General features: G+C 55.5%; 33 protein-coding genes. 1 reads left to right on the top strand and 32 read right to left on the bottom strand.

The annotated features are described in order from the left end of the window. Window positions 1–79: 79 nt before the first annotated feature. The 31 genes from GTP90_RS01645 to GTP90_RS01790 form a co-directional block, all read right to left on the bottom strand. The gene (locus GTP90_RS01645) at window positions 80–280 is read right to left on the bottom strand and encodes a hypothetical protein (protein ID WP_161081819.1); all 201 of its coding nucleotides are present in this window, start codon (window positions 278–280) and stop codon (window positions 80–82) included. 39 nt (window positions 281–319) lie between these two features. Next, the gene (locus tag GTP90_RS01650; RefSeq protein ID WP_161081820.1) at window positions 320–667 is read right to left on the bottom strand and encodes a hypothetical protein; all 348 of its coding nucleotides are present in this window, start codon (window positions 665–667) and stop codon (window positions 320–322) included. An 11-nt stretch (window positions 668–678) separates the two neighbouring features. After that, window positions 679–951, bottom strand: coding sequence for a hypothetical protein (locus GTP90_RS01655; protein WP_161081821.1), 273 nt, complete (start codon window positions 949–951; stop codon window positions 679–681). Between the two features lie 372 nt (window positions 952–1,323). Next, window positions 1,324–1,575, bottom strand: a complete 252-nt coding sequence (locus tag GTP90_RS01660) for a hypothetical protein (RefSeq protein ID WP_161081822.1) — start codon at window positions 1,573–1,575, stop codon at window positions 1,324–1,326. A gap of 60 nt (window positions 1,576–1,635) precedes the next feature. Further along, window positions 1,636–1,875 (bottom strand): hypothetical protein, encoded by a 240-nt coding sequence (locus tag GTP90_RS01665; protein WP_161081823.1) that lies wholly within the window; start codon window positions 1,873–1,875, stop codon window positions 1,636–1,638. A gap of 104 nt (window positions 1,876–1,979) precedes the next feature. Then, the gene (locus GTP90_RS01670; protein ID WP_161081824.1) at window positions 1,980–2,222 is read right to left on the bottom strand and encodes a hypothetical protein; all 243 of its coding nucleotides are present in this window, start codon (window positions 2,220–2,222) and stop codon (window positions 1,980–1,982) included. Window positions 2,223–2,409: 187 nt separating this feature from the next. After that, window positions 2,410–2,949, bottom strand: a complete 540-nt coding sequence (locus tag GTP90_RS01675; protein WP_161081825.1) for a hypothetical protein — start codon at window positions 2,947–2,949, stop codon at window positions 2,410–2,412. 37 nt (window positions 2,950–2,986) lie between these two features. Continuing rightward, window positions 2,987–3,388, bottom strand: a complete 402-nt coding sequence (locus GTP90_RS01680; RefSeq protein WP_161081826.1) for a hypothetical protein — start codon at window positions 3,386–3,388, stop codon at window positions 2,987–2,989. Between the two features lie 126 nt (window positions 3,389–3,514). After that, window positions 3,515–3,889 (bottom strand): hypothetical protein, encoded by a 375-nt coding sequence (locus GTP90_RS01685; protein WP_161081827.1) that lies wholly within the window; start codon window positions 3,887–3,889, stop codon window positions 3,515–3,517. 75 nt (window positions 3,890–3,964) lie between these two features. Continuing rightward, window positions 3,965–4,135: a hypothetical protein gene (locus tag GTP90_RS01690; RefSeq protein WP_161081828.1), complete on the bottom strand. Its 171-nt coding sequence runs from the start codon at window positions 4,133–4,135 to the stop codon at window positions 3,965–3,967. Between the two features lie 39 nt (window positions 4,136–4,174). Then, a complete protein-coding gene (locus tag GTP90_RS01695) occupies window positions 4,175–4,378 on the bottom strand; it encodes a hypothetical protein (protein WP_161081829.1) in 204 nt (67 codons plus the stop codon). A gap of 12 nt (window positions 4,379–4,390) precedes the next feature. After that, a complete protein-coding gene (locus GTP90_RS01700; protein WP_161081830.1) occupies window positions 4,391–4,783 on the bottom strand; it encodes a hypothetical protein in 393 nt (130 codons plus the stop codon). Window positions 4,784–4,793: 10 nt separating this feature from the next. Next, window positions 4,794–5,006, bottom strand: a complete 213-nt coding sequence (locus tag GTP90_RS01705; protein ID WP_161081831.1) for a hypothetical protein — start codon at window positions 5,004–5,006, stop codon at window positions 4,794–4,796. Between the two features lie 17 nt (window positions 5,007–5,023). Continuing rightward, window positions 5,024–5,242 (bottom strand): hypothetical protein, encoded by a 219-nt coding sequence (locus GTP90_RS01710; RefSeq protein ID WP_161081832.1) that lies wholly within the window; start codon window positions 5,240–5,242, stop codon window positions 5,024–5,026. Window positions 5,243–5,261: 19 nt separating this feature from the next. Beyond that, window positions 5,262–5,489 (bottom strand): hypothetical protein, encoded by a 228-nt coding sequence (locus GTP90_RS01715; RefSeq protein WP_161081833.1) that lies wholly within the window; start codon window positions 5,487–5,489, stop codon window positions 5,262–5,264. A gap of 13 nt (window positions 5,490–5,502) precedes the next feature. Then, complete coding sequence (locus tag GTP90_RS01720) at window positions 5,503–5,820, bottom strand: hypothetical protein (RefSeq protein ID WP_161081834.1); 318 nt, start codon at window positions 5,818–5,820, stop codon at window positions 5,503–5,505. A gap of 11 nt (window positions 5,821–5,831) precedes the next feature. Further along, window positions 5,832–6,029, bottom strand: a complete 198-nt coding sequence (locus GTP90_RS01725) for a hypothetical protein (protein WP_161081835.1) — start codon at window positions 6,027–6,029, stop codon at window positions 5,832–5,834. Beyond that, the gene (locus GTP90_RS01730; RefSeq protein WP_161081836.1) at window positions 6,026–6,397 is read right to left on the bottom strand and encodes a hypothetical protein; all 372 of its coding nucleotides are present in this window, start codon (window positions 6,395–6,397) and stop codon (window positions 6,026–6,028) included. Before GTP90_RS01730 ends, GTP90_RS01725 begins: the two co-directional genes overlap by 4 nt. Before the next feature lie 27 nt (window positions 6,398–6,424). After that, window positions 6,425–6,859, bottom strand: a complete 435-nt coding sequence (locus tag GTP90_RS01735; protein ID WP_161081837.1) for a hypothetical protein — start codon at window positions 6,857–6,859, stop codon at window positions 6,425–6,427. Between the two features lie 25 nt (window positions 6,860–6,884). Further along, window positions 6,885–7,295: a hypothetical protein gene (locus tag GTP90_RS01740; RefSeq protein ID WP_161081838.1), complete on the bottom strand. Its 411-nt coding sequence runs from the start codon at window positions 7,293–7,295 to the stop codon at window positions 6,885–6,887. A gap of 270 nt (window positions 7,296–7,565) precedes the next feature. Beyond that, on the bottom strand, window positions 7,566–8,120 hold the full coding sequence (locus GTP90_RS37545; protein ID WP_161081839.1) for an HNH endonuclease: 555 nt from the start codon (window positions 8,118–8,120) through the stop codon (window positions 7,566–7,568). A gap of 428 nt (window positions 8,121–8,548) precedes the next feature. Then, the gene (locus GTP90_RS37275; RefSeq protein ID WP_256369086.1) at window positions 8,549–8,674 is read right to left on the bottom strand and encodes a hypothetical protein; all 126 of its coding nucleotides are present in this window, start codon (window positions 8,672–8,674) and stop codon (window positions 8,549–8,551) included. A gap of 11 nt (window positions 8,675–8,685) precedes the next feature. Further along, window positions 8,686–8,988, bottom strand: coding sequence for a hypothetical protein (locus GTP90_RS01750; RefSeq protein ID WP_161081840.1), 303 nt, complete (start codon window positions 8,986–8,988; stop codon window positions 8,686–8,688). A gap of 5 nt (window positions 8,989–8,993) precedes the next feature. Then, window positions 8,994–9,359: a hypothetical protein gene (locus tag GTP90_RS01755; RefSeq protein WP_161081841.1), complete on the bottom strand. Its 366-nt coding sequence runs from the start codon at window positions 9,357–9,359 to the stop codon at window positions 8,994–8,996. A 182-nt stretch (window positions 9,360–9,541) separates the two neighbouring features. Continuing rightward, window positions 9,542–9,760 (bottom strand): hypothetical protein, encoded by a 219-nt coding sequence (locus GTP90_RS01760; protein WP_161081842.1) that lies wholly within the window; start codon window positions 9,758–9,760, stop codon window positions 9,542–9,544. A gap of 14 nt (window positions 9,761–9,774) precedes the next feature. Continuing rightward, window positions 9,775–9,975, bottom strand: a complete 201-nt coding sequence (locus GTP90_RS01765; RefSeq protein ID WP_161081843.1) for a hypothetical protein — start codon at window positions 9,973–9,975, stop codon at window positions 9,775–9,777. Window positions 9,976–9,990: 15 nt separating this feature from the next. Next, window positions 9,991–10,725, bottom strand: coding sequence for a hypothetical protein (locus tag GTP90_RS01770; protein WP_161081844.1), 735 nt, complete (start codon window positions 10,723–10,725; stop codon window positions 9,991–9,993). Between the two features lie 82 nt (window positions 10,726–10,807). Continuing rightward, window positions 10,808–11,026, bottom strand: a complete 219-nt coding sequence (locus GTP90_RS01775; RefSeq protein WP_161081845.1) for a Thoeris anti-defense Tad2 family protein — start codon at window positions 11,024–11,026, stop codon at window positions 10,808–10,810. 18 nt (window positions 11,027–11,044) lie between these two features. Next, window positions 11,045–11,287, bottom strand: coding sequence for a hypothetical protein (locus GTP90_RS01780; RefSeq protein ID WP_161081846.1), 243 nt, complete (start codon window positions 11,285–11,287; stop codon window positions 11,045–11,047). 11 nt (window positions 11,288–11,298) lie between these two features. Then, window positions 11,299–11,490 carry a hypothetical protein gene (locus GTP90_RS01785; RefSeq protein ID WP_161081847.1) on the bottom strand — a complete coding sequence of 64 codons (192 nt, stop codon included), beginning with the start codon at window positions 11,488–11,490 and terminating at the stop codon, window positions 11,299–11,301. Window positions 11,491–11,500: 10 nt separating this feature from the next. Beyond that, complete coding sequence (locus GTP90_RS01790; RefSeq protein WP_161081848.1) at window positions 11,501–12,388, bottom strand: hypothetical protein; 888 nt, start codon at window positions 12,386–12,388, stop codon at window positions 11,501–11,503. Between the two features lie 592 nt (window positions 12,389–12,980). Here GTP90_RS01790 and GTP90_RS01795 point away from each other — a divergent pair. Next, the gene (locus tag GTP90_RS01795) at window positions 12,981–13,628 is read left to right on the top strand and encodes a hypothetical protein (protein ID WP_161081849.1); all 648 of its coding nucleotides are present in this window, start codon (window positions 12,981–12,983) and stop codon (window positions 13,626–13,628) included. Here GTP90_RS01795 and GTP90_RS01800 read toward each other — a convergent pair. After that, window positions 13,579–14,802: a retropepsin-like aspartic protease family protein gene (locus GTP90_RS01800; protein ID WP_161081850.1), complete on the bottom strand. Its 1,224-nt coding sequence runs from the start codon at window positions 14,800–14,802 to the stop codon at window positions 13,579–13,581. The two genes, GTP90_RS01795 and GTP90_RS01800, sit on opposite strands and share 50 nt — an antisense overlap. Between the last annotated feature and the right edge of the window lie 506 nt (window positions 14,803–15,308).

Here is a 15,308-nt window from a genome sequence, read left to right on the forward strand (position 1 = left end):
TTGTGCCGACCTTGATCGGCCATTCCGCGTTGAGCGCTTGAGGTGTCTGCGCCATAATTTCCACAGTCATTTCCCTTGGTCACTCCGCGAATTCAGCCAGCAGCAAGCCAACCAACTGGTTGAGCTGCTGCGCAGCTTGAGTCGCCTGAGTCGCGACATCCTGAACGCGCGAGATGTCGTGGTGGCTTATCGTGCGAGCCTGCAGATTTTCCAGCATCTTCTGCGCCATGGCAAGGCTGCTGGCGGCCTCTTCCAATCTGATTTGTTTGTTCGTCGTCACTGGTTTCTCGCTATCAAATCTGGGGAAATCTTTACCATCTCAATTTTCCGTCAGCTTGCAGCCCGACACGCCAATGCGGTTGCAGGCATCCATCAAATTTGTCTTGGTCCGCCCGTTTCCGGGAAAGTTGAAAGGGAGCGAGCCAATAAACGGAATCGCCATCCGGTACTCAAAAACACCATCATCCGCCCGTGCAAACCAGACCCGCTTAACGCCAAACGGGCCTTTAACGAGACCGGGCTCGACCAGCGACAGGGACACAGCTGACTGCCCCGTCATAACCCCAGCGATGTTTCTTTGAAACTGCAGGTGCGACAACTCAAGCCCAACAACCAAACCCAAAAAGGCAATCACACTACCCAATACAGCCACGTCTTGAATTTTCATGATGTCCCCCTCTATTTGGCCATACGGCCAATGACGTCCACTACCAAGATTGCACCAGGCAGGAAGAACAACGCTGCAGCCCAGAACATCAGAAGCTCTGTCCGCTCCTCGGTGGTCTTTGCTGGCACGAAACACCCCCCAACGGCGCGGAGCGTATTGGTCCATGCTGCGACATAGCTTTCCATCATCGGGACGCCATCGCTCGCCGACAGCATGAACATCCCGATTTGGATCAACATCAGTATCGAGAGCCAGCCGACAGCTACGTTTCTCAGTTCTTCCATCGTGAATTCTCCACGGCGATTACTTTGTCATTGCTTGGACAACCGTATAGTGGCCAGATACGCCAGCGTTAGAAACAGCGTGCGATACGCCACCAGCTAACACCCAGCCCGCCTGCTGGGCGGTACCTACTGCCCTTGCAAGGTCTGCGCAGGCGCGCTCAAGGTCAAAATCACTGGCGCTTAAAATTTAATATTCCACACAATTTCACTATTTGAGGTTGTAACACTGTTTTGCACGGTGGCAGGGCTCGGTATGACAGTGCTCCGGGTCAGGGTCCAAGCACGACAAGCAGCTTGTCCACATCGTCCGCCTACGATTGTATTACCGCCACCATCGAACGTGGTGGCCAGGTGTGCCGCTTGCTCGGCAGATCAGCGACGACTTCCACATGCTTCTTCCGGATCGACACGGACAATTTCCGAGCAGTTCGATGCAGGCGCTTGGTAGCAGCGCTTATAGCGCTTGCGGTAATCTTCGCTGGCCCAGTTCTTGTCGAAATTCCGTTCTTCTTCGATGGTCTGCGGCTCACGCTTGGGATTAGCACAAACCCAACCGCTGACTTCGCCGGGCTCATTGGAGCCATTGTTCTCGATGTGCTCGCAGGAGTAGCAGTTCTTGGACATAGGAGCTATTCAGTTCAGTTATTCGGAAACCCAAGTCATGTCGTGCACGACGCGAGGCATTTAATGGTGCTCGTACCATTTCTCCTTGGTGATTAGCCGCAGCAAATCGACCAGTTCTTTGCGTTTTGGCTCAAGCGCTCGCATTACTGCGGCCGCACCACTCAAGTCACTGTCAACGCGCTTAAACGCATCCTCGAATAGATTCGCGAAGAAGTGCTTTGCATAGCAAACATCGGCTTCGCGATGAAGGCATCGCTCCATTTCTTCTATGTCCTTCAAGGTGTCTAAAACCGATCGCATTGATTTTCCTGCTTAGGTTCCATTGAACGAGTTGGTCGCAACACCACCGCATCTCAAGCTTTGTCGACCAGCCAGCCTACAAGCACGCTTCGAAGTTTGCATGCTCATCCTGCTGACGCGAATGCATTGGAATAGGCGACTAATTGTCGAACGCCGGTCCCGGCGCGCGCGCCGTTTCGCAATTGCCACGAACCCGATCCCTTTGCTGATCCTGGAGAAAATTCTACAACTAGATCGGCTCGCAAAGTGACCACGATGCGCCCAGCTGCGCGATATGCCCTCACCTTGCCGGCGGTGGCCTTAAGCAGCTGTAGACAATAGTCAAAGTTGTTGGATTTCTCGTTCACGACCATTCCCCCTTTCATATCAAATGGCTGGATGCTGTCGGTGCCGGCATCCCGCTTTGGCGGTCCAGCCGGTGAACCTGTCATCAGCACCCAGTCATTTGCCGCCTGGCGTCAACCAAGCGATTTCCATCCATACCAAATAAATCTCTCCCACCTTTGTGCATCACTAATCGAGGCGCCGATATATCTATTGGATAGTCCGTAGCTGCTCTATTTTCTTTCGCACGACATCTGTAAATTCTTTATTCGTACTGGCCATTTTCTCAACGTGCTCATATACCGTTTTCAACTCGAAGGTCCCCCCGCCCGCCTCCTCTATCTGACGAAGTCGATACTCATTGTGAATTTCATTGAAAGCACCTATGTATGGAAGCATTTCGACAAAGTGCAGAGCAACGATTGTACGCATCTTATCTAGGCGTACCCAAGCCGGATCAACCTCACCAGGCGCCCTTAAAGGATGATATGAGCTGAGCTCCGAACCAAATGCCAGGGAGTCAGTATAGACTTCATTGAGCAATTCACTCAGCCTGCGATTGTGCTCACGTTCGGCGGCAACATTTGTCCGCGCGATCTCCTGGTTCCGAAGGTTCTCTAGGATTTCGCACTGCCGATCCCGGATTTGATCAAGTTTTGCTCCCTCGTTCCTTCTGGTTATCCAAGGTGCCAACAATGCTCCCGTCAATGCACCGACAAGCGCTCCTGCTATTGTCATAAGGCCGTCCATTTTGGTGTCCTTGTATTTAGTCCCTTGGTTTGTTCCGTTACAAGTTACGTTGGTTTTCAATCCACCACGAGGCCTCTCGTTGTTGCGTCAAATGCACCGACTGAGGCACTTTGGCAGCATGCCCGGCTCGGATCGTGGTCGCCCACGCAACCTGCTTTGCCGATCCACGGAGCAACGGCAGGCCCGCTGTCGCGTAAGACGAAAGACCTTGCATCGCAGCCCTGCCCGGCCAAGCCTTTTCAGGCTCTGGCTCACTCAGCCTTGCGATGATCTCGGTTTCGGACATTCCCAGATCGAGAAAGTGCTCCACCGTGGACTGGCGGTACTCTGGAAAGAGCGGAACGCGTCCACTTGCACGCAGTGCCCATTGGCGCGCAACCACGCGCTTCTGCGCGTCAACTAGCTTCACGATGTTCTTCGCGATCTCCGAATTGGCCATTTTCTTTATAAACCGTTTAATCGGTTAATCACTGCATGACGACAAAGGCCGTGTCGTCCTTTGCCGATTCAACCGGAGCAACGAGTTTTCTTTCAATAAGTTGAACGATACTGCGACAAACACTGTTCAAACCACTTCACTCGCCAACGCTGCGATCGCCATCCGGGCAGCTGCATCCAGCTTTGGGTTGTCGTTCAAAGCGATGCCGAAAGCTGCCGCTATCGCGCGCTTAACCGCGCTAAACTGCTGGTTGATCACCTCATCGGAACTTGTAGAGGGCATCGCATGGTGTTGCGCCTCGTGGGCATTCCATCCGTCCAGCGCCGCCGCCATGTACGGCGCATCCCATTGAAATTGGGCGTGGTCTGGCATACCGCACTCTTTGCGGAAGTGGCTTTCGAATGCTGGCGGCCGGCTCGAATCTTGGGCGGCCTCCATATCGGTGCCGGCGGCTAAACGCGCCAGGCTGGCGGCAGGTTGCGATTGGAAATCCTCACTCATTCAGTTCGTCCTGTCTCGGCTGCCGGCCGCTGCGGGCGCCACTGGCGCACGTTTCCAACGTTGGAACTTTCAATATTAGGCTGCTGGGCCGAGCAGCTTGTTCACGCTGAAGAAATCGGACACCATGAAGTCAAACTTCGCGCCGTCCAGATAAACCCGACCATTCTTAATGGTCACGATCCGAACTGCCGTTTCCGGGCCTGGAGTTGGGCAGGTGCGGTATTGGCCATTGTTCAATTTCTCCATGCTTGCTCTCCTCGTCTTGGTCATTGGGCCGGGTCTTCCTTATACAAGTGGAACAGCGACGACCTTCTCGGCGCTGGTGGAGAATTGAAGCAGCAGCGCGTTACCAGTCCGCGAGGTACGCTGGTCAATGAAATGGACAACAGCATCTTGCCCACGATGTCGCTTGACATCAACGACCTTGCGATCCCCCTTCCAGCGACGGCTGGCGTAAGTCTGTCCTACCTTGATTTCAAACGGTTCCACGTTCGTTTCCCTTCACTGCGTAGCGATGAGCGATTGCTCGATGTCACGGTGGTACTTGAAGCCACTCCACCAATCCAGGTCAGCCAGAGATCCTTCTTCGTGCGGCGACCATTCAGGCCGCCAGCCAGGGCACCGAAATGCAGTGATTCGGCCGTCGCGCCACGCTGCACTTCTTCCCGGAACATGAGGGACGATGTGACGGCTTCCAAGCTGCCAGCGCCGTCCCGTTCTTTCGCCAGACACGAACAGCACTTCAACAGTTGCGTCCTTCTCGCCAGGATGCTTCGGGTGAGTGTGCAGGAGCAGCGCAGTCGATCCGGTGAGGCTGGTATTGCACAGTCCACCTTCCACCAGCACGTCGAATAGCTTCTCAGCGGGCGTCAAAGTCTCGCGATCTTTAGTCATGCTCGTCTTCCTAGGTGAAGGACTTCTCCACGTCGCTCTCAAAGATGCGCTCGCCTGTGACGGCGTGTTCGACCCACACACGCCAGCCGTTTGCAGCGACTTTTTCAGCACCGGCAAGCGCTTCGCTGCGCCTTACAGGACCTGCAGCATCCGTGGTCACGCGGGTGAACATCGCAGGATTTCCAGCAACGTATTTAATGATCCAGTTCTTTTGGGTGGCCACAGTCGTTCGTCTTAGGCTTAATAGCCGCTGTATGCCTTGGTTTCGGTGCCGTCCGAGTTCAGACGCACCACATTGGCCAAAACAGTCTCGACGCCATCAATCACTTGTGACGACTTGCCGCCAATACTCCCGGTACACCGGGCCATTGCGATCTCGTTCAAAGCCGCTTCATGGCTCACCGCTTGGCGTACCTTCCACTGCCGGCCACCGACTTCGATAACTTCATTGATGAGCATGGTGTATTCCTCGACTTGGTTAGTGGGCCAAACCAGCTGCGGTCAGGTAGACCTGACGATCGTCCGTTTCACTGATCCGCAACATGCCTTTGTCCGCCAATCGCCGCGCCACTGGCACTTCGTTGACGTCCAGTTCAATCGAGACCGCAAGCGGCGTGGAGAAGCAGTCAGCCTGCGCGTTTGCGCGAAGACTCGTCAGCAACGTGCGCTGTGGTTTAGCAAGCGGTTTGTTCCTCGTGCTGGTCATGGCGTCTTCCCTGTTATTCGATTTCGTGCACGTCGCGCGTGGCCACGTCGACCACGGCACCTTTCACACCGTCATATTCGCGAACGGCCTTGGTCAACATTTTGACGGCTTGACGCACATATTGCGGTACTTGCCTGACCTGGTCGGCCCGTTTGGCGACTTGCTGCTCCGCCTGCTCTTGGGTGATCTGACCAGCGTCCAAGAGCGTCTTGACGGCGCCCAGTGCGCCGCGCTGCATGTCCTCGTCCAGACAATATTCGGTTCGCATCCACGCCAGCAGCTTGCGCATGTGCGTGACTTCGGCGTCGGTAAATCGGCGTTTTGCTGTCATCGCGGTTCTCGCTATTCGCCGTAGTTGATCGCCCGGCGCTTCAATTCTTCGGACTGGTTGGGCGTGAGGTAGGCGCGGGTGTCGATGATCGCTCCTGGGGGAAATTCGTTGATCGGGCAAACCTCGGCCGCGATCCTCTCAGCGTCCTTGACGCCATCCGCAAGGACAGTGAATTTCACCAGTCGCGTCACTTCATGCAGTGCTTTCATGGACGAACTTTCCTTAGAAATAGCCGGCTAATGTCAAACATGTCGATGCCATACTTTGCCAGGTTACCGGCCCCTTCCATGCGGCTTAAAACAGGAATGCCGATCTGCTCGAGTAGGGCCGCGCGTTCGCGTGAGCCCGGATGAACGTCGGTCAACGTGACGCGACTAACCGTGGCACCGGTTACGTTCACCCCTCCAACAAGTCGCCATCCGTTCTCGATCTCGAGCAGGAAAGCATCATGCAGTGGGATCGTTAGGGGCTCTGTAATCTTTACCTGGTGTTCAATCTCTGCCGGTGGAACAATCGCCATCATCAAAAAATCTTTGTTGGCGACTAAATATTTGCCGCCAAACAGTATCAGGTTCATAATCAAGACTATCCTATTCATCCGCCTTTACGGCTTCTTAGTTTCCTTCGGCGCCCCTGGAAGCTCTCCGAACCCAAGCCATCTGCTATTCAGATCACGCTCAGCTTTGTTCCACCAATCGATTAACGCTTCCAACTGTTCGACTGGTTTAATGTCAATTTGCCGCTCTATTTCCTGCAAACTGGCGACTCGTTTATAGTGCCATTCGGACTTTCGATTGAATCTGAAAGACGTCATTGCTGTCAGTGCAAGAGCAGGCAGCAATGCCGCAACCGCCCCCATTTTTCGGGCTGTATCACCGCTGGCGAGCAAAGGAAGTAGCGTACCAACCAAACTGCCAAAAAAGGCGATAATATACACTGCGTAAGCGATCCGATAATTCAACTTCGCCTTACTCTTTGCTTCAGCGATATCGACGGCAATCTTCGAAAGATACTTCTCACGCAGTACCTCGTTGGTCATCGCATTTTCCTTTGCCTTGTGATAGTTATGCGGGCCCAAACTCACGGCGCGCAAATTCAACAATCGTCTGGCGGGCGGTCCTTGCCACACCTAGTCGTTCGTCCCAACTCTTTCCGAAGTTATCTGAAACGATGCTATCTACCGCTTCGTGTACCTCGGATGGGACAATGAAGCCAACAGCCAGTTGCCATCTAATTAGTTCACTTCCGGCGTCACTGACCGCCACCTTATTGCTGTCGTTAATCTGGCCACTCTCGGCCGCAAACACAGCAGTAGAACATGCTTGCTCATATTTGAGGATGGAACAAAGAAGATCGCTACACGCCTTCACTTTGGCATCTACGCTGACGGTTGCTCGTTGGCTTGGGCGGCTGCCCTGACGTCCTGCCAAATAGCCCAAAGCCGCCACAAGCAACATTGCCACTGCTGTTTCCATGCGATCTCCATTTTCCTTGTTAAGGCTGTGATTCAGTACTAGTCACTATTTCTACCCGCTTTCAAGCCAAGAATCTACGCGAATTTTCGAGCGGTTCAACATCTGGGGTCGCCGTCGGCCCCATATATCTGCAAGGTTCGGCACACCCTGAAATATTCACTGGAATATGCGCTGACCTTGTCACCAAGCTTGCCGTGTCCATATTGACCATCCGTCAAGCCACTTACAAGCCAGAACGCATATTCTGGCATAGGCCATTCGTATGCACTACTACCAAAGAGATCTGTCCCGAAGAAAAACCTGACGCTCCATGTCCGAGTTAAAGCCACGAAGGATTTTAACTAAGTTGCGCTCACGCATCCGTACTTTTTCAGCAATGCTGAACTCCTGTGCCTGTTCATTGCATAATTTGTGAGACAGGACCATGTTTAGAGCACTATCACTCGCCTTCAAACTCTTGGGGAGCAAATGTTCAAGAGTCATTTCCTCCCTATTCATTATCGCGTGACAATAGAAGCAAAAGTCTCCATCTCTTTTTCGCAGCTGTGCTACTCGATGGCGCCTCCATCTCGCCTTTACCGTCTCGGCATTCTGTTTAACTTCGGCTGGGTCTGGTGTTGGTACATAGTTGAGCCTAAGTACCATTCCATCGCTAGGCTCCGATGTTAGTACACCCTTCCCTTTTGACTCTAACTCAATCGCTCGAGCTAAGGTAGTTGCTCCAATCGCGTTGCCGCGGCCGTCAAATACTTGCGCCATCATGACTGGAGCATCTTTGTCTGGATGAGACGGGGCTAACGGGATCATAGTTTGAACTTTCGACATTCGGATGCAGTATTTTCTTCATTTCTAATCCGCTCCGAGGCAGCCTTTCGAAATTGCTGGCATCCGACCGGTGCGCGCGCCACGATCGGTGAACTGACGCTAGCCGCCGGCGTGGCCAAACGGGCACGTTCGGGACGTCGTGTAGTGGCGCTCGTGACGGCTCGGTTCCAGTCACGGACAGCAGTGCCGAACTTGCCGTCGCTGTTCTCGGGCAGATGCTCCATCAGGAAACCGCAGGCGCTGCATTCCCCGGTGTAGAACGTGCTGTGCCCAGTTCCGCGACCGCCGCCTGCCGGGACCATCGATACCTGGTTGCTGCCGCATCTGCAGGGAGATTGAATTACTGCCACGATGATTCCTTCCATTGCGACCCAGGGCGCTATCGAGCGCATATTGAGCATGGCGCTGCGCCTCCACCAGTGGAGCGACTACAAGGCTTCCATACCCAGCACGCTCGCTTGGCGTGCGCGCTGGATGGCTTTGAGCGCATCCTTAATGGCTTCGTTTGCTGCCGTTTCGTCCAATGTCGCCACGCTGATTTTTCGGTGAGACATGACCGTTTTCTTTAACGCACCCGTCGCAATGTATACATCGGGTTTGTCGCCGTGTCGTGGTCAACGAGCACAAACCTCAGCGACGAACCCTTCATCAATCCGTCTTTGTAGGTCAACTGAACCGTGTCGCCGTCCACTCTGTAGTCGACGTGTTCGATTACACCCAATGTCTCAGTTTCGCCGGGACGAAAGGTAATAATCATGTGAATCGGCCCGCTTGCCTTCCACGTACCTTCGAGCGCACCTGGTGAACCGCCGCAACCAGCCAAGAGCGCGCTGACGGTCACAACAGCTGCGAAATATGTCTTCATCATTTTCCCTAATCTTCAAACACTAAAGTCAACTGATCGATTGCCTCGTTAAAGCCAAGTATCACCCGTGACTGATCGAATGCATCACTAGGTGGAATTGGACCGCTGGCCTTCATCTCTCGCAATTCAGAAACAAGACTGTGCCGATGCACTAGGGCCGCTGACACGCTCAATAGCGAATACACCTGTAAGGCTCCAAGCTGCCGATCGTAGAACCCTTTATAGCTTGAATTAGCCGGGATCTTGTGTTTCCTCATCTGGGTCAAATCGTTCTCTATCTGACCTTGTTTTATGAGGAACCGTTGTTGTAACTCCTGCGGCGAAAGCTGCTTGAGCGTCAACGTGGTCTGGCCGAAGGTGCGGGTGGTGGTCATTTGGATTTCCCTGGGTAGTTGAATGCAAGCGCTTGGTAGCAACGCATGTAGCGGTTACGCGGTTGCTGCCCCTTGTTTGTAGGGCTTCTCCACGTCGCTCTCAAAGATGCGCTCGCCTGTAACGGCGTGTTCGCCCCACACACGCTCGCCGTTTGCTACGACGTTCTCAACACCGGCGACCATCAGGGTTGCGCGACATCTGCCGCTACCAAAGTGACCTCTGCACCCATCGCAGTAATGCGCCGCGCAGCGTCATCCACTACGGTGTAAGCCGCGCCGATGATCGGGCTGGCCCAGCACAGGAAATCCAGTGCTGCGGACTCTGCGAAACCCATTCGACCGCTTGTGGCGTGGAACTTTTGCTCGCCGTCCTTGGTTACTGTAATCGATGCGTAAGTCATGCTGATTTCCCGATCTATTCGTTGATGGCACGACGGCCGGCCACCGTAGCGTGCCAAGTTTTGCGCACCGCATCGAACCTCAGCAGCTTGCGGCCTTGCAGGTCTACCACCTGTGCGACGCCGACGTTGATACGCAATGCGGCCGATTCGGACAGCCCGTCCAGCCGAACGGCCTCACGCAGAATCGCTACATCGATTGGGTCAAGTTGATCCATGACTTCCCCTTGTACTTAAATGGCTCGACCTGGGTCTTTTTCCGAGATAAGGTGCCGCAGACGGATTATCGTTTCCGCGAGCGCACCGTACGTTTCGCATGTTTCCGCGAACTCACCCAGCGCGATGTCGTCATTTTTTTTAAGCAATTCCTTTAGCAGTGCACAATCTTGTTCGTTGAGATGCGACTGAGATTTCCTTGCTGCCATCAAAAGAACATGTCCGGCCCAAAGCACTCCAACTACGCCAAATACGCACAGCACTCCGGCGACGATCAACACAAACAAGACACCAAGTATCGGCTCTATCGGCCCGGCACTAAAAATCTCCCGCAGAATGACCAAGATGCCTCGCAGCCCAACATACAGCATTACGACGCCAACAATGGTACTAGCTACCGGGAAAAAGATCCCAGCCTGGCAGTCGGCGAAGAACTTAGCGGCTCCTACATCGGGCAAGCCCGTGTCCACTTTCCTGGTGCCGGCACGTCCGAGATTCCGCTCGACAATGCGCGGTTGTACCGCTTCCGCAACCAATTTGAGAAAGCGGTATCCGCGAGCAATCTGATCGCACAGAAGTATAGGACCTTCCTTACTGGCGACTATCCAAATTTCCCTGGCCCATCTGGAGCCAACCCATGTTGAAGCCATCGCGTTTTCCTTCTTGCAAAAGTGTTGGTGTCCGGGACGTCTCCGGCTGGATTTCCCGACGAAGCCACAATTAAACTGCTTCGCGTCGATGCGCATCGTCACTGCGCCTTCCACCAATTTGAAGACCGAGCTGGGCAGACTTCAAGTTGGTAGACCTGGCGACAAATGCCAGGCGATATTCCCGTTAGGCCAGCCCCCAGTTCGTCGCCTGTAATTCAGACGATGAGGGGTGCCAGTCTGGTGCGGCAAACTGATCGAGGCGGTAGACGTTGATGCGATCCCCGTTCTTAAGCAAGAACGTACCCGACGCCCAGCTCGCGCGCCGGATGGACGCGCCTTCACGAAGGGCCTTGTACGCTGCTTTGAACTCTTCGCTGCACATACTTTCCGAGATTACGATCATCTTGATTTTCCTGTCTGGTTAGCTGTTCACGATCTCCGTCATAACGCGGCTATATTCTTTTTCTGCGTCGCTTTCGAAAATGCGCTTGCCCGTTTCCGCGTGCTCCACCCACACACGCCAGCCGCCATTGGCTTCAATGGTCTGCGCACCGCTCAACGCCTCGTTGCGCTTCATCGGGCTTCCAGCGGCGGTAGTCACTTTCGAAAACATCGCCGGATTGCCAACGACGTATTTCAGGTTCCAGACATTTTGCGTTGCCATGACTGTTTTCCTCAGATCAGCGTTTGACTGTCCAGACTGGCGAGTTTCGCCAGCAAAGCATCTTGCCTGTCCATCGCGTCGACGAATAAAGGATTTGACGGATTTGCGCATAAGGTCACCGCCATCGCCCGCGTTTGGGAGGCAATCAGTTCAAGTTGCGCATGAATTTCACGGCATGCTTTCATATAGTCTTCTGGCTTCATATTTTCCGGTCTAGTCCTGTTCATTCGCCGGAACCACTTCCGGGATCTTTTCCAACACCTGACGGTAGTCGTTATGTGTCTCGGGCCACCCCGCCTCCAGCAACTTGGCCTGTACATCAGCCCGCTGTCGAGAAATTGCGTAGAGCTTTGAAATCACGCCACTCTCTTTTCGCTGTAATCGCTGGGCGAGCGCCGCTACGCCTTCGCCCTTTATGAATCCATCAGCAATCTCATCTACTTCATGGATATCCCATGTCTTCCCATGCCTAGCCGGGGGCGCGCCGAATGACTCATTGATAGATGATTTGCTTAGGGTTGGTGATGTTTTCGCGGCCTGCACCGTTGCCGTCGATACCCCCCTCTTTTTGGCTTCTTCTATCCCGATCCTGTTCATATAGAGACGCACAGCTTTTGGGCTGCGGCCAAGCGCTATCGCGATAGAAGACATCCGCTTCTTTGACGCAAGCAGGACGTTGAGCTGCTTCTCGTCATTCGTCGTCCAGGGTTCTCGACTGCGCGGAAACCGCACTCTTGATCGATCACCTTTAAACGAATCCTCGGGCTCATCGCTTGACTTCTCATGAATAGCCTTATGACAGTGACCGTGCACGGCCGTAAGCCTATCCAAGCACCGCCCCTTGACTTCACAACTGCTGCATGGGGGAGTGCCATCAACGTTAAAACTTGTGTAACAAAGGTTCACATAGGAGACGTGATGCACTTGCTCTTCCGCCGGGCTTATCAGTTCGCGACAGACAGCGCAGCGAGAACCCTGTCGTGTCATCAGCTCGTTCCGAATAGCTGGACTCTTTAATGTGCCGTGCGTAAAGTTCTCCCACCGCTTCACAATTTCGTCAAGCGCCTCGAAACGGGAAAAATGGGGAATTAGTTCGTTCATGCTGTTATCAGGTTGAGGCTTATTTTCCTATGAGCGTTCGAGTGATTTCTTTGCAGTGTACATGCACACCTTGATTAAGCCAATTTCTGTACCACTTTGAGTCTGGTTTCAAGTGCCAATACCGCCCAATCCCGACATGTTCTGGCGCGGCTAATGCATGGATCACATGTCCACGATTTAACGGCTTCTACACTACATGACCGCATCGTTTGTTCTGCGATGAGTCGAGCAGCTTCGGCCTGCGATCCAGCCAATGCGCATAGTTCGCGCATGCGTTCCCGAATATCCATTTACCCGCCCTGTGTTCCTTTCGGCAAATCCAGCTGCCACACCAAGACAAGGTGCAGCACGTTACGCCGCCACCGGCGTGCCGAGCTTGGGTTGGCCGGCCCGCCCTCCTTCGTCGCGTCCATTGTGCACGCACGCATCACCAACATCGACAGCCACGGCCGCCACCTGGCGCTGCCCAACCCGGCCCACTGCCCGCTCTGCAGCCAAGTACACGTCCCCAGAAATGGAATTTGCGCCATCGATTAGATAACCTGAGTTGGCAGGGCACCAATGAGTACCTACTAACCAATGAGGACATGACATGGCCACGAAATATAGCGAATGCACGGACCCGACTAACGCTTCGAAGCGTCAAGCGACCATCCTGCGCATGAAGGACGAAATCCTGCGCGATGTGCTGGCAAACCGCGTGCCACGCACCATCGCCGACTTTTCCGACCTGCAGAGCCATGTCGACGCCAACATGTATGGCGGCTTTGGCGAGACCGACGCCTTCCCGGAAGGGTGGAGCACGGACGGACAGATGACGCCGGAGCATGTCGAGTTCATCAACGCCTGTCAGCAGGCCGTTTGCCAGTGGATCCGGCAGGGCGGCATCAGCGCAATCGACGCGCTGGAGCTGTTCGATGGTGGCCCGGGCGCTTGCTACTACCGTGTGATGGACGAGAAGGACGCGGCAGACTATCTGCTCTTCGTCACGGACCACAGCACCCGCCAGCGGCCGGCAACCCCTGAAAGCGAAGAAATCTGCTTCACCATTCGACATAGCGACAATGCGGAACTAGTCAGCGTGCATCACCTCACTGGCCGCGCGGGGCTCATCGCGTGGTATCAGGAACATGTCGGCCACAACCCAGATCAGGAGGACGAAGGCGGCCCACTGCCTATCCTGGAACTGGTCACGTCGGTCGCCCTGCACCTGATGTACCGCGAAATGCCGGAATTTTAAAACGGGACGCGCATGGCCGCACCAGATCTTGGGCAGCCGGGCGGCGTCGCAACCACCATAGGTAGCTGATAGACACCCCGATGAGGGTCGCGGCGTGTGCCCCATGGACCAGCAGGCCTTCAGCCAGGGCCGGCACGTCCACACGGCCTACGTTGGCGCCAGGCACCTCTTCGACTGGGTGCCTCATGGCGCTGACTTGGGGCCAAGGCACCACTGGCGCGATGTCGGAAGCGAGCCCGCTGGTACCGCCCAGGGCGCGTCCTGCAACGGCGCCATCCGACATCCACAGCGTGTCATCCTTCACAACCAATGTCAGCCGGCGCAGAGCGGCCATACCCAAGAGCGGGCGCGGGGCGCCATTGAGGACCCCTACTTCGACGTTCTCGATCTTGAAAGGGCCGACCCGCAGGTCGGATAGTCGGCCGACACAGCCGCTGGTCAGGCCTGCCGCCGTGCTGAAGACGGCCAACGCCTTGCAGCGCACGCCAGCGCTTAGCGCCAGCGCAGCCGGCAGAATGACCGTAGTGGCGCCGGTATCGATCAGCCAAGCGACGGGCACCCCCTGGACCTCGCCATCTGCCATAAAGCCGTACCTGGTGTGAGGAACGACATATGCGGGCGCCTTGGGCGCCGCGGCCAGCTTGCGGTAGCGGATGCGAAAATCGTTGGGGCTCGTGGCCGGGTAGAGCACATTTTGGCCAGGCGAAGCTGCGTCGATAAAGACGCCACCGGTGATCGAATAGCGGGCACCACCGACAAAGCCCTTGGCGATGTTGCACCAGCGCCGGCCGGACAACAGTCCCAGGCCGTAGTGCCCTGCCGGCAGGCGCACAACCGCTTCGCCACCAGGTGCGACGACGATTGCTTGATAGAACTGACTCAGCTGCATGTTGCCAAGGAGAGCGACCACCACCACGTCCAGCCCGTTCTTGACCGAGTAGATACCCAGATCGCCATCAGGGGATTCTGGAAGCTGCCCCAGGATCGACGTAGTTCCCAGCAAAGGCGCATCGGTGCAGCCGCCTCGGTAGCCCTGGGGCGGTTGCAACGCCCCACCAGGTCCAGGCCCGCTGCCTTGCCGGTAATGTCGATAGGCAGCCGATTCCGCCACCGCCAATAGGGTCGAAATCACACCGATGGCCACCATATGCCTGATACCCATCCTCAGACGCATCTCAAGCCCCCCTCATTCGGCACGCTTTGTTGGCAACATTACACCAATTCGCTCAACTGAGCGAGCGCGTGAGCACGTGAGCGCGTCCAGGACGTTGATCCGCGGGCCACACACCAACCAGCGACCAGAGTGCCACGCCAGGCCGCGAGACAACACGACATTCCACCGCCATCAACCGCATGAGCGCAGCGTCAGCATGTCCCGCAGGTGCACAGCTGCCCCCACCGCGGAGGACGCCCGGCCGGCCAAAGCGCGGCTATCCGACATGCGCGCACCGGAGCGGCTGCCTGGCCCGCCCGACTGCGCAGGTTACGCCGCTACGGCGATGGCTGTGGTAAGAGTGCGACCGCTCGTTGCCTGTCACGGTGTGACCTTGGGGCTTCAGCAGACCGGCCGTAGCGGCGCTACAGCGCCTCGGCCAATGCCCCGCCGTTCACTCGCAACGCCGAAACGCCTTGACGACCAGGCAGAGCCCCCGATCGTAGGGCCAATTGACGGCAGGCCTT

Origin of the sequence: Duganella vulcania (assembly GCF_009857655.1) — a bacterium.
GTDB classification, from domain to species: Bacteria; Pseudomonadota; Gammaproteobacteria; order Burkholderiales; family Burkholderiaceae_D; genus Rugamonas; species Rugamonas vulcania.

Bases quoted from the DNA above. Each gene is read 5' to 3' on its own strand.
- GTP90_RS01650 (WP_161081820.1), bottom strand. From the start codon at position 667: ATGAAAATTCAAGACGTGGCTGTATTGGGTAGTGTGATTGCCTTTTTG.
- GTP90_RS01655 (WP_161081821.1), bottom strand. From the start codon at position 951: ATGGAAGAACTGAGAAACGTAGCTGTCGGCTGGCTCTCGATACTGATG.
- GTP90_RS01660 (WP_161081822.1), bottom strand. From the start codon at position 1,575: ATGTCCAAGAACTGCTACTCCTGCGAGCACATCGAGAACAATGGCTCC.
- GTP90_RS01665 (WP_161081823.1), bottom strand. From the start codon at position 1,875: ATGCGATCGGTTTTAGACACCTTGAAGGACATAGAAGAAATGGAGCGA.
- GTP90_RS01675 (WP_161081825.1), bottom strand. From the start codon at position 2,949: ATGGACGGCCTTATGACAATAGCAGGAGCGCTTGTCGGTGCATTGACG.
- GTP90_RS01680 (WP_161081826.1), bottom strand. From the start codon at position 3,388: ATGGCCAATTCGGAGATCGCGAAGAACATCGTGAAGCTAGTTGACGCG.
- GTP90_RS01685 (WP_161081827.1), bottom strand. From the start codon at position 3,889: ATGAGTGAGGATTTCCAATCGCAACCTGCCGCCAGCCTGGCGCGTTTA.
- GTP90_RS01690 (WP_161081828.1), bottom strand. From the start codon at position 4,135: ATGGAGAAATTGAACAATGGCCAATACCGCACCTGCCCAACTCCAGGC.
- GTP90_RS01700 (WP_161081830.1), bottom strand. From the start codon at position 4,783: ATGACTAAAGATCGCGAGACTTTGACGCCCGCTGAGAAGCTATTCGAC.
- GTP90_RS01710 (WP_161081832.1), bottom strand. From the start codon at position 5,242: ATGCTCATCAATGAAGTTATCGAAGTCGGTGGCCGGCAGTGGAAGGTA.
- GTP90_RS01715 (WP_161081833.1), bottom strand. From the start codon at position 5,489: ATGACCAGCACGAGGAACAAACCGCTTGCTAAACCACAGCGCACGTTG.
- GTP90_RS01720 (WP_161081834.1), bottom strand. From the start codon at position 5,820: ATGACAGCAAAACGCCGATTTACCGACGCCGAAGTCACGCACATGCGC.
- GTP90_RS01725 (WP_161081835.1), bottom strand. From the start codon at position 6,029: ATGAAAGCACTGCATGAAGTGACGCGACTGGTGAAATTCACTGTCCTT.
- GTP90_RS01730 (WP_161081836.1), bottom strand. From the start codon at position 6,397: ATGAACCTGATACTGTTTGGCGGCAAATATTTAGTCGCCAACAAAGAT.
- GTP90_RS01735 (WP_161081837.1), bottom strand. From the start codon at position 6,859: ATGACCAACGAGGTACTGCGTGAGAAGTATCTTTCGAAGATTGCCGTC.
- GTP90_RS01740 (WP_161081838.1), bottom strand. From the start codon at position 7,295: ATGGAAACAGCAGTGGCAATGTTGCTTGTGGCGGCTTTGGGCTATTTG.
- GTP90_RS37545 (WP_161081839.1), bottom strand. From the start codon at position 8,120: ATGTCGAAAGTTCAAACTATGATCCCGTTAGCCCCGTCTCATCCAGAC.
- GTP90_RS37275 (WP_256369086.1), bottom strand. From the start codon at position 8,674: ATGTCTCACCGAAAAATCAGCGTGGCGACATTGGACGAAACGGCAGCA.
- GTP90_RS01750 (WP_161081840.1), bottom strand. From the start codon at position 8,988: ATGATGAAGACATATTTCGCAGCTGTTGTGACCGTCAGCGCGCTCTTG.
- GTP90_RS01755 (WP_161081841.1), bottom strand. From the start codon at position 9,359: ATGACCACCACCCGCACCTTCGGCCAGACCACGTTGACGCTCAAGCAG.
- GTP90_RS01760 (WP_161081842.1), bottom strand. From the start codon at position 9,760: ATGACTTACGCATCGATTACAGTAACCAAGGACGGCGAGCAAAAGTTC.
- GTP90_RS01765 (WP_161081843.1), bottom strand. From the start codon at position 9,975: ATGGATCAACTTGACCCAATCGATGTAGCGATTCTGCGTGAGGCCGTT.
- GTP90_RS01775 (WP_161081845.1), bottom strand. From the start codon at position 11,026: ATGATCGTAATCTCGGAAAGTATGTGCAGCGAAGAGTTCAAAGCAGCG.
- GTP90_RS01780 (WP_161081846.1), bottom strand. From the start codon at position 11,287: ATGGCAACGCAAAATGTCTGGAACCTGAAATACGTCGTTGGCAATCCG.
- GTP90_RS01785 (WP_161081847.1), bottom strand. From the start codon at position 11,490: ATGAAGCCAGAAGACTATATGAAAGCATGCCGTGAAATTCATGCGCAA.
- GTP90_RS01790 (WP_161081848.1), bottom strand. From the start codon at position 12,388: ATGAACGAACTAATTCCCCATTTTTCCCGTTTCGAGGCGCTTGACGAA.
- GTP90_RS01795 (WP_161081849.1), top strand. From the start codon at position 12,981: ATGGCCACGAAATATAGCGAATGCACGGACCCGACTAACGCTTCGAAG.
- GTP90_RS01800 (WP_161081850.1), bottom strand. From the start codon at position 14,802: ATGCGTCTGAGGATGGGTATCAGGCATATGGTGGCCATCGGTGTGATT.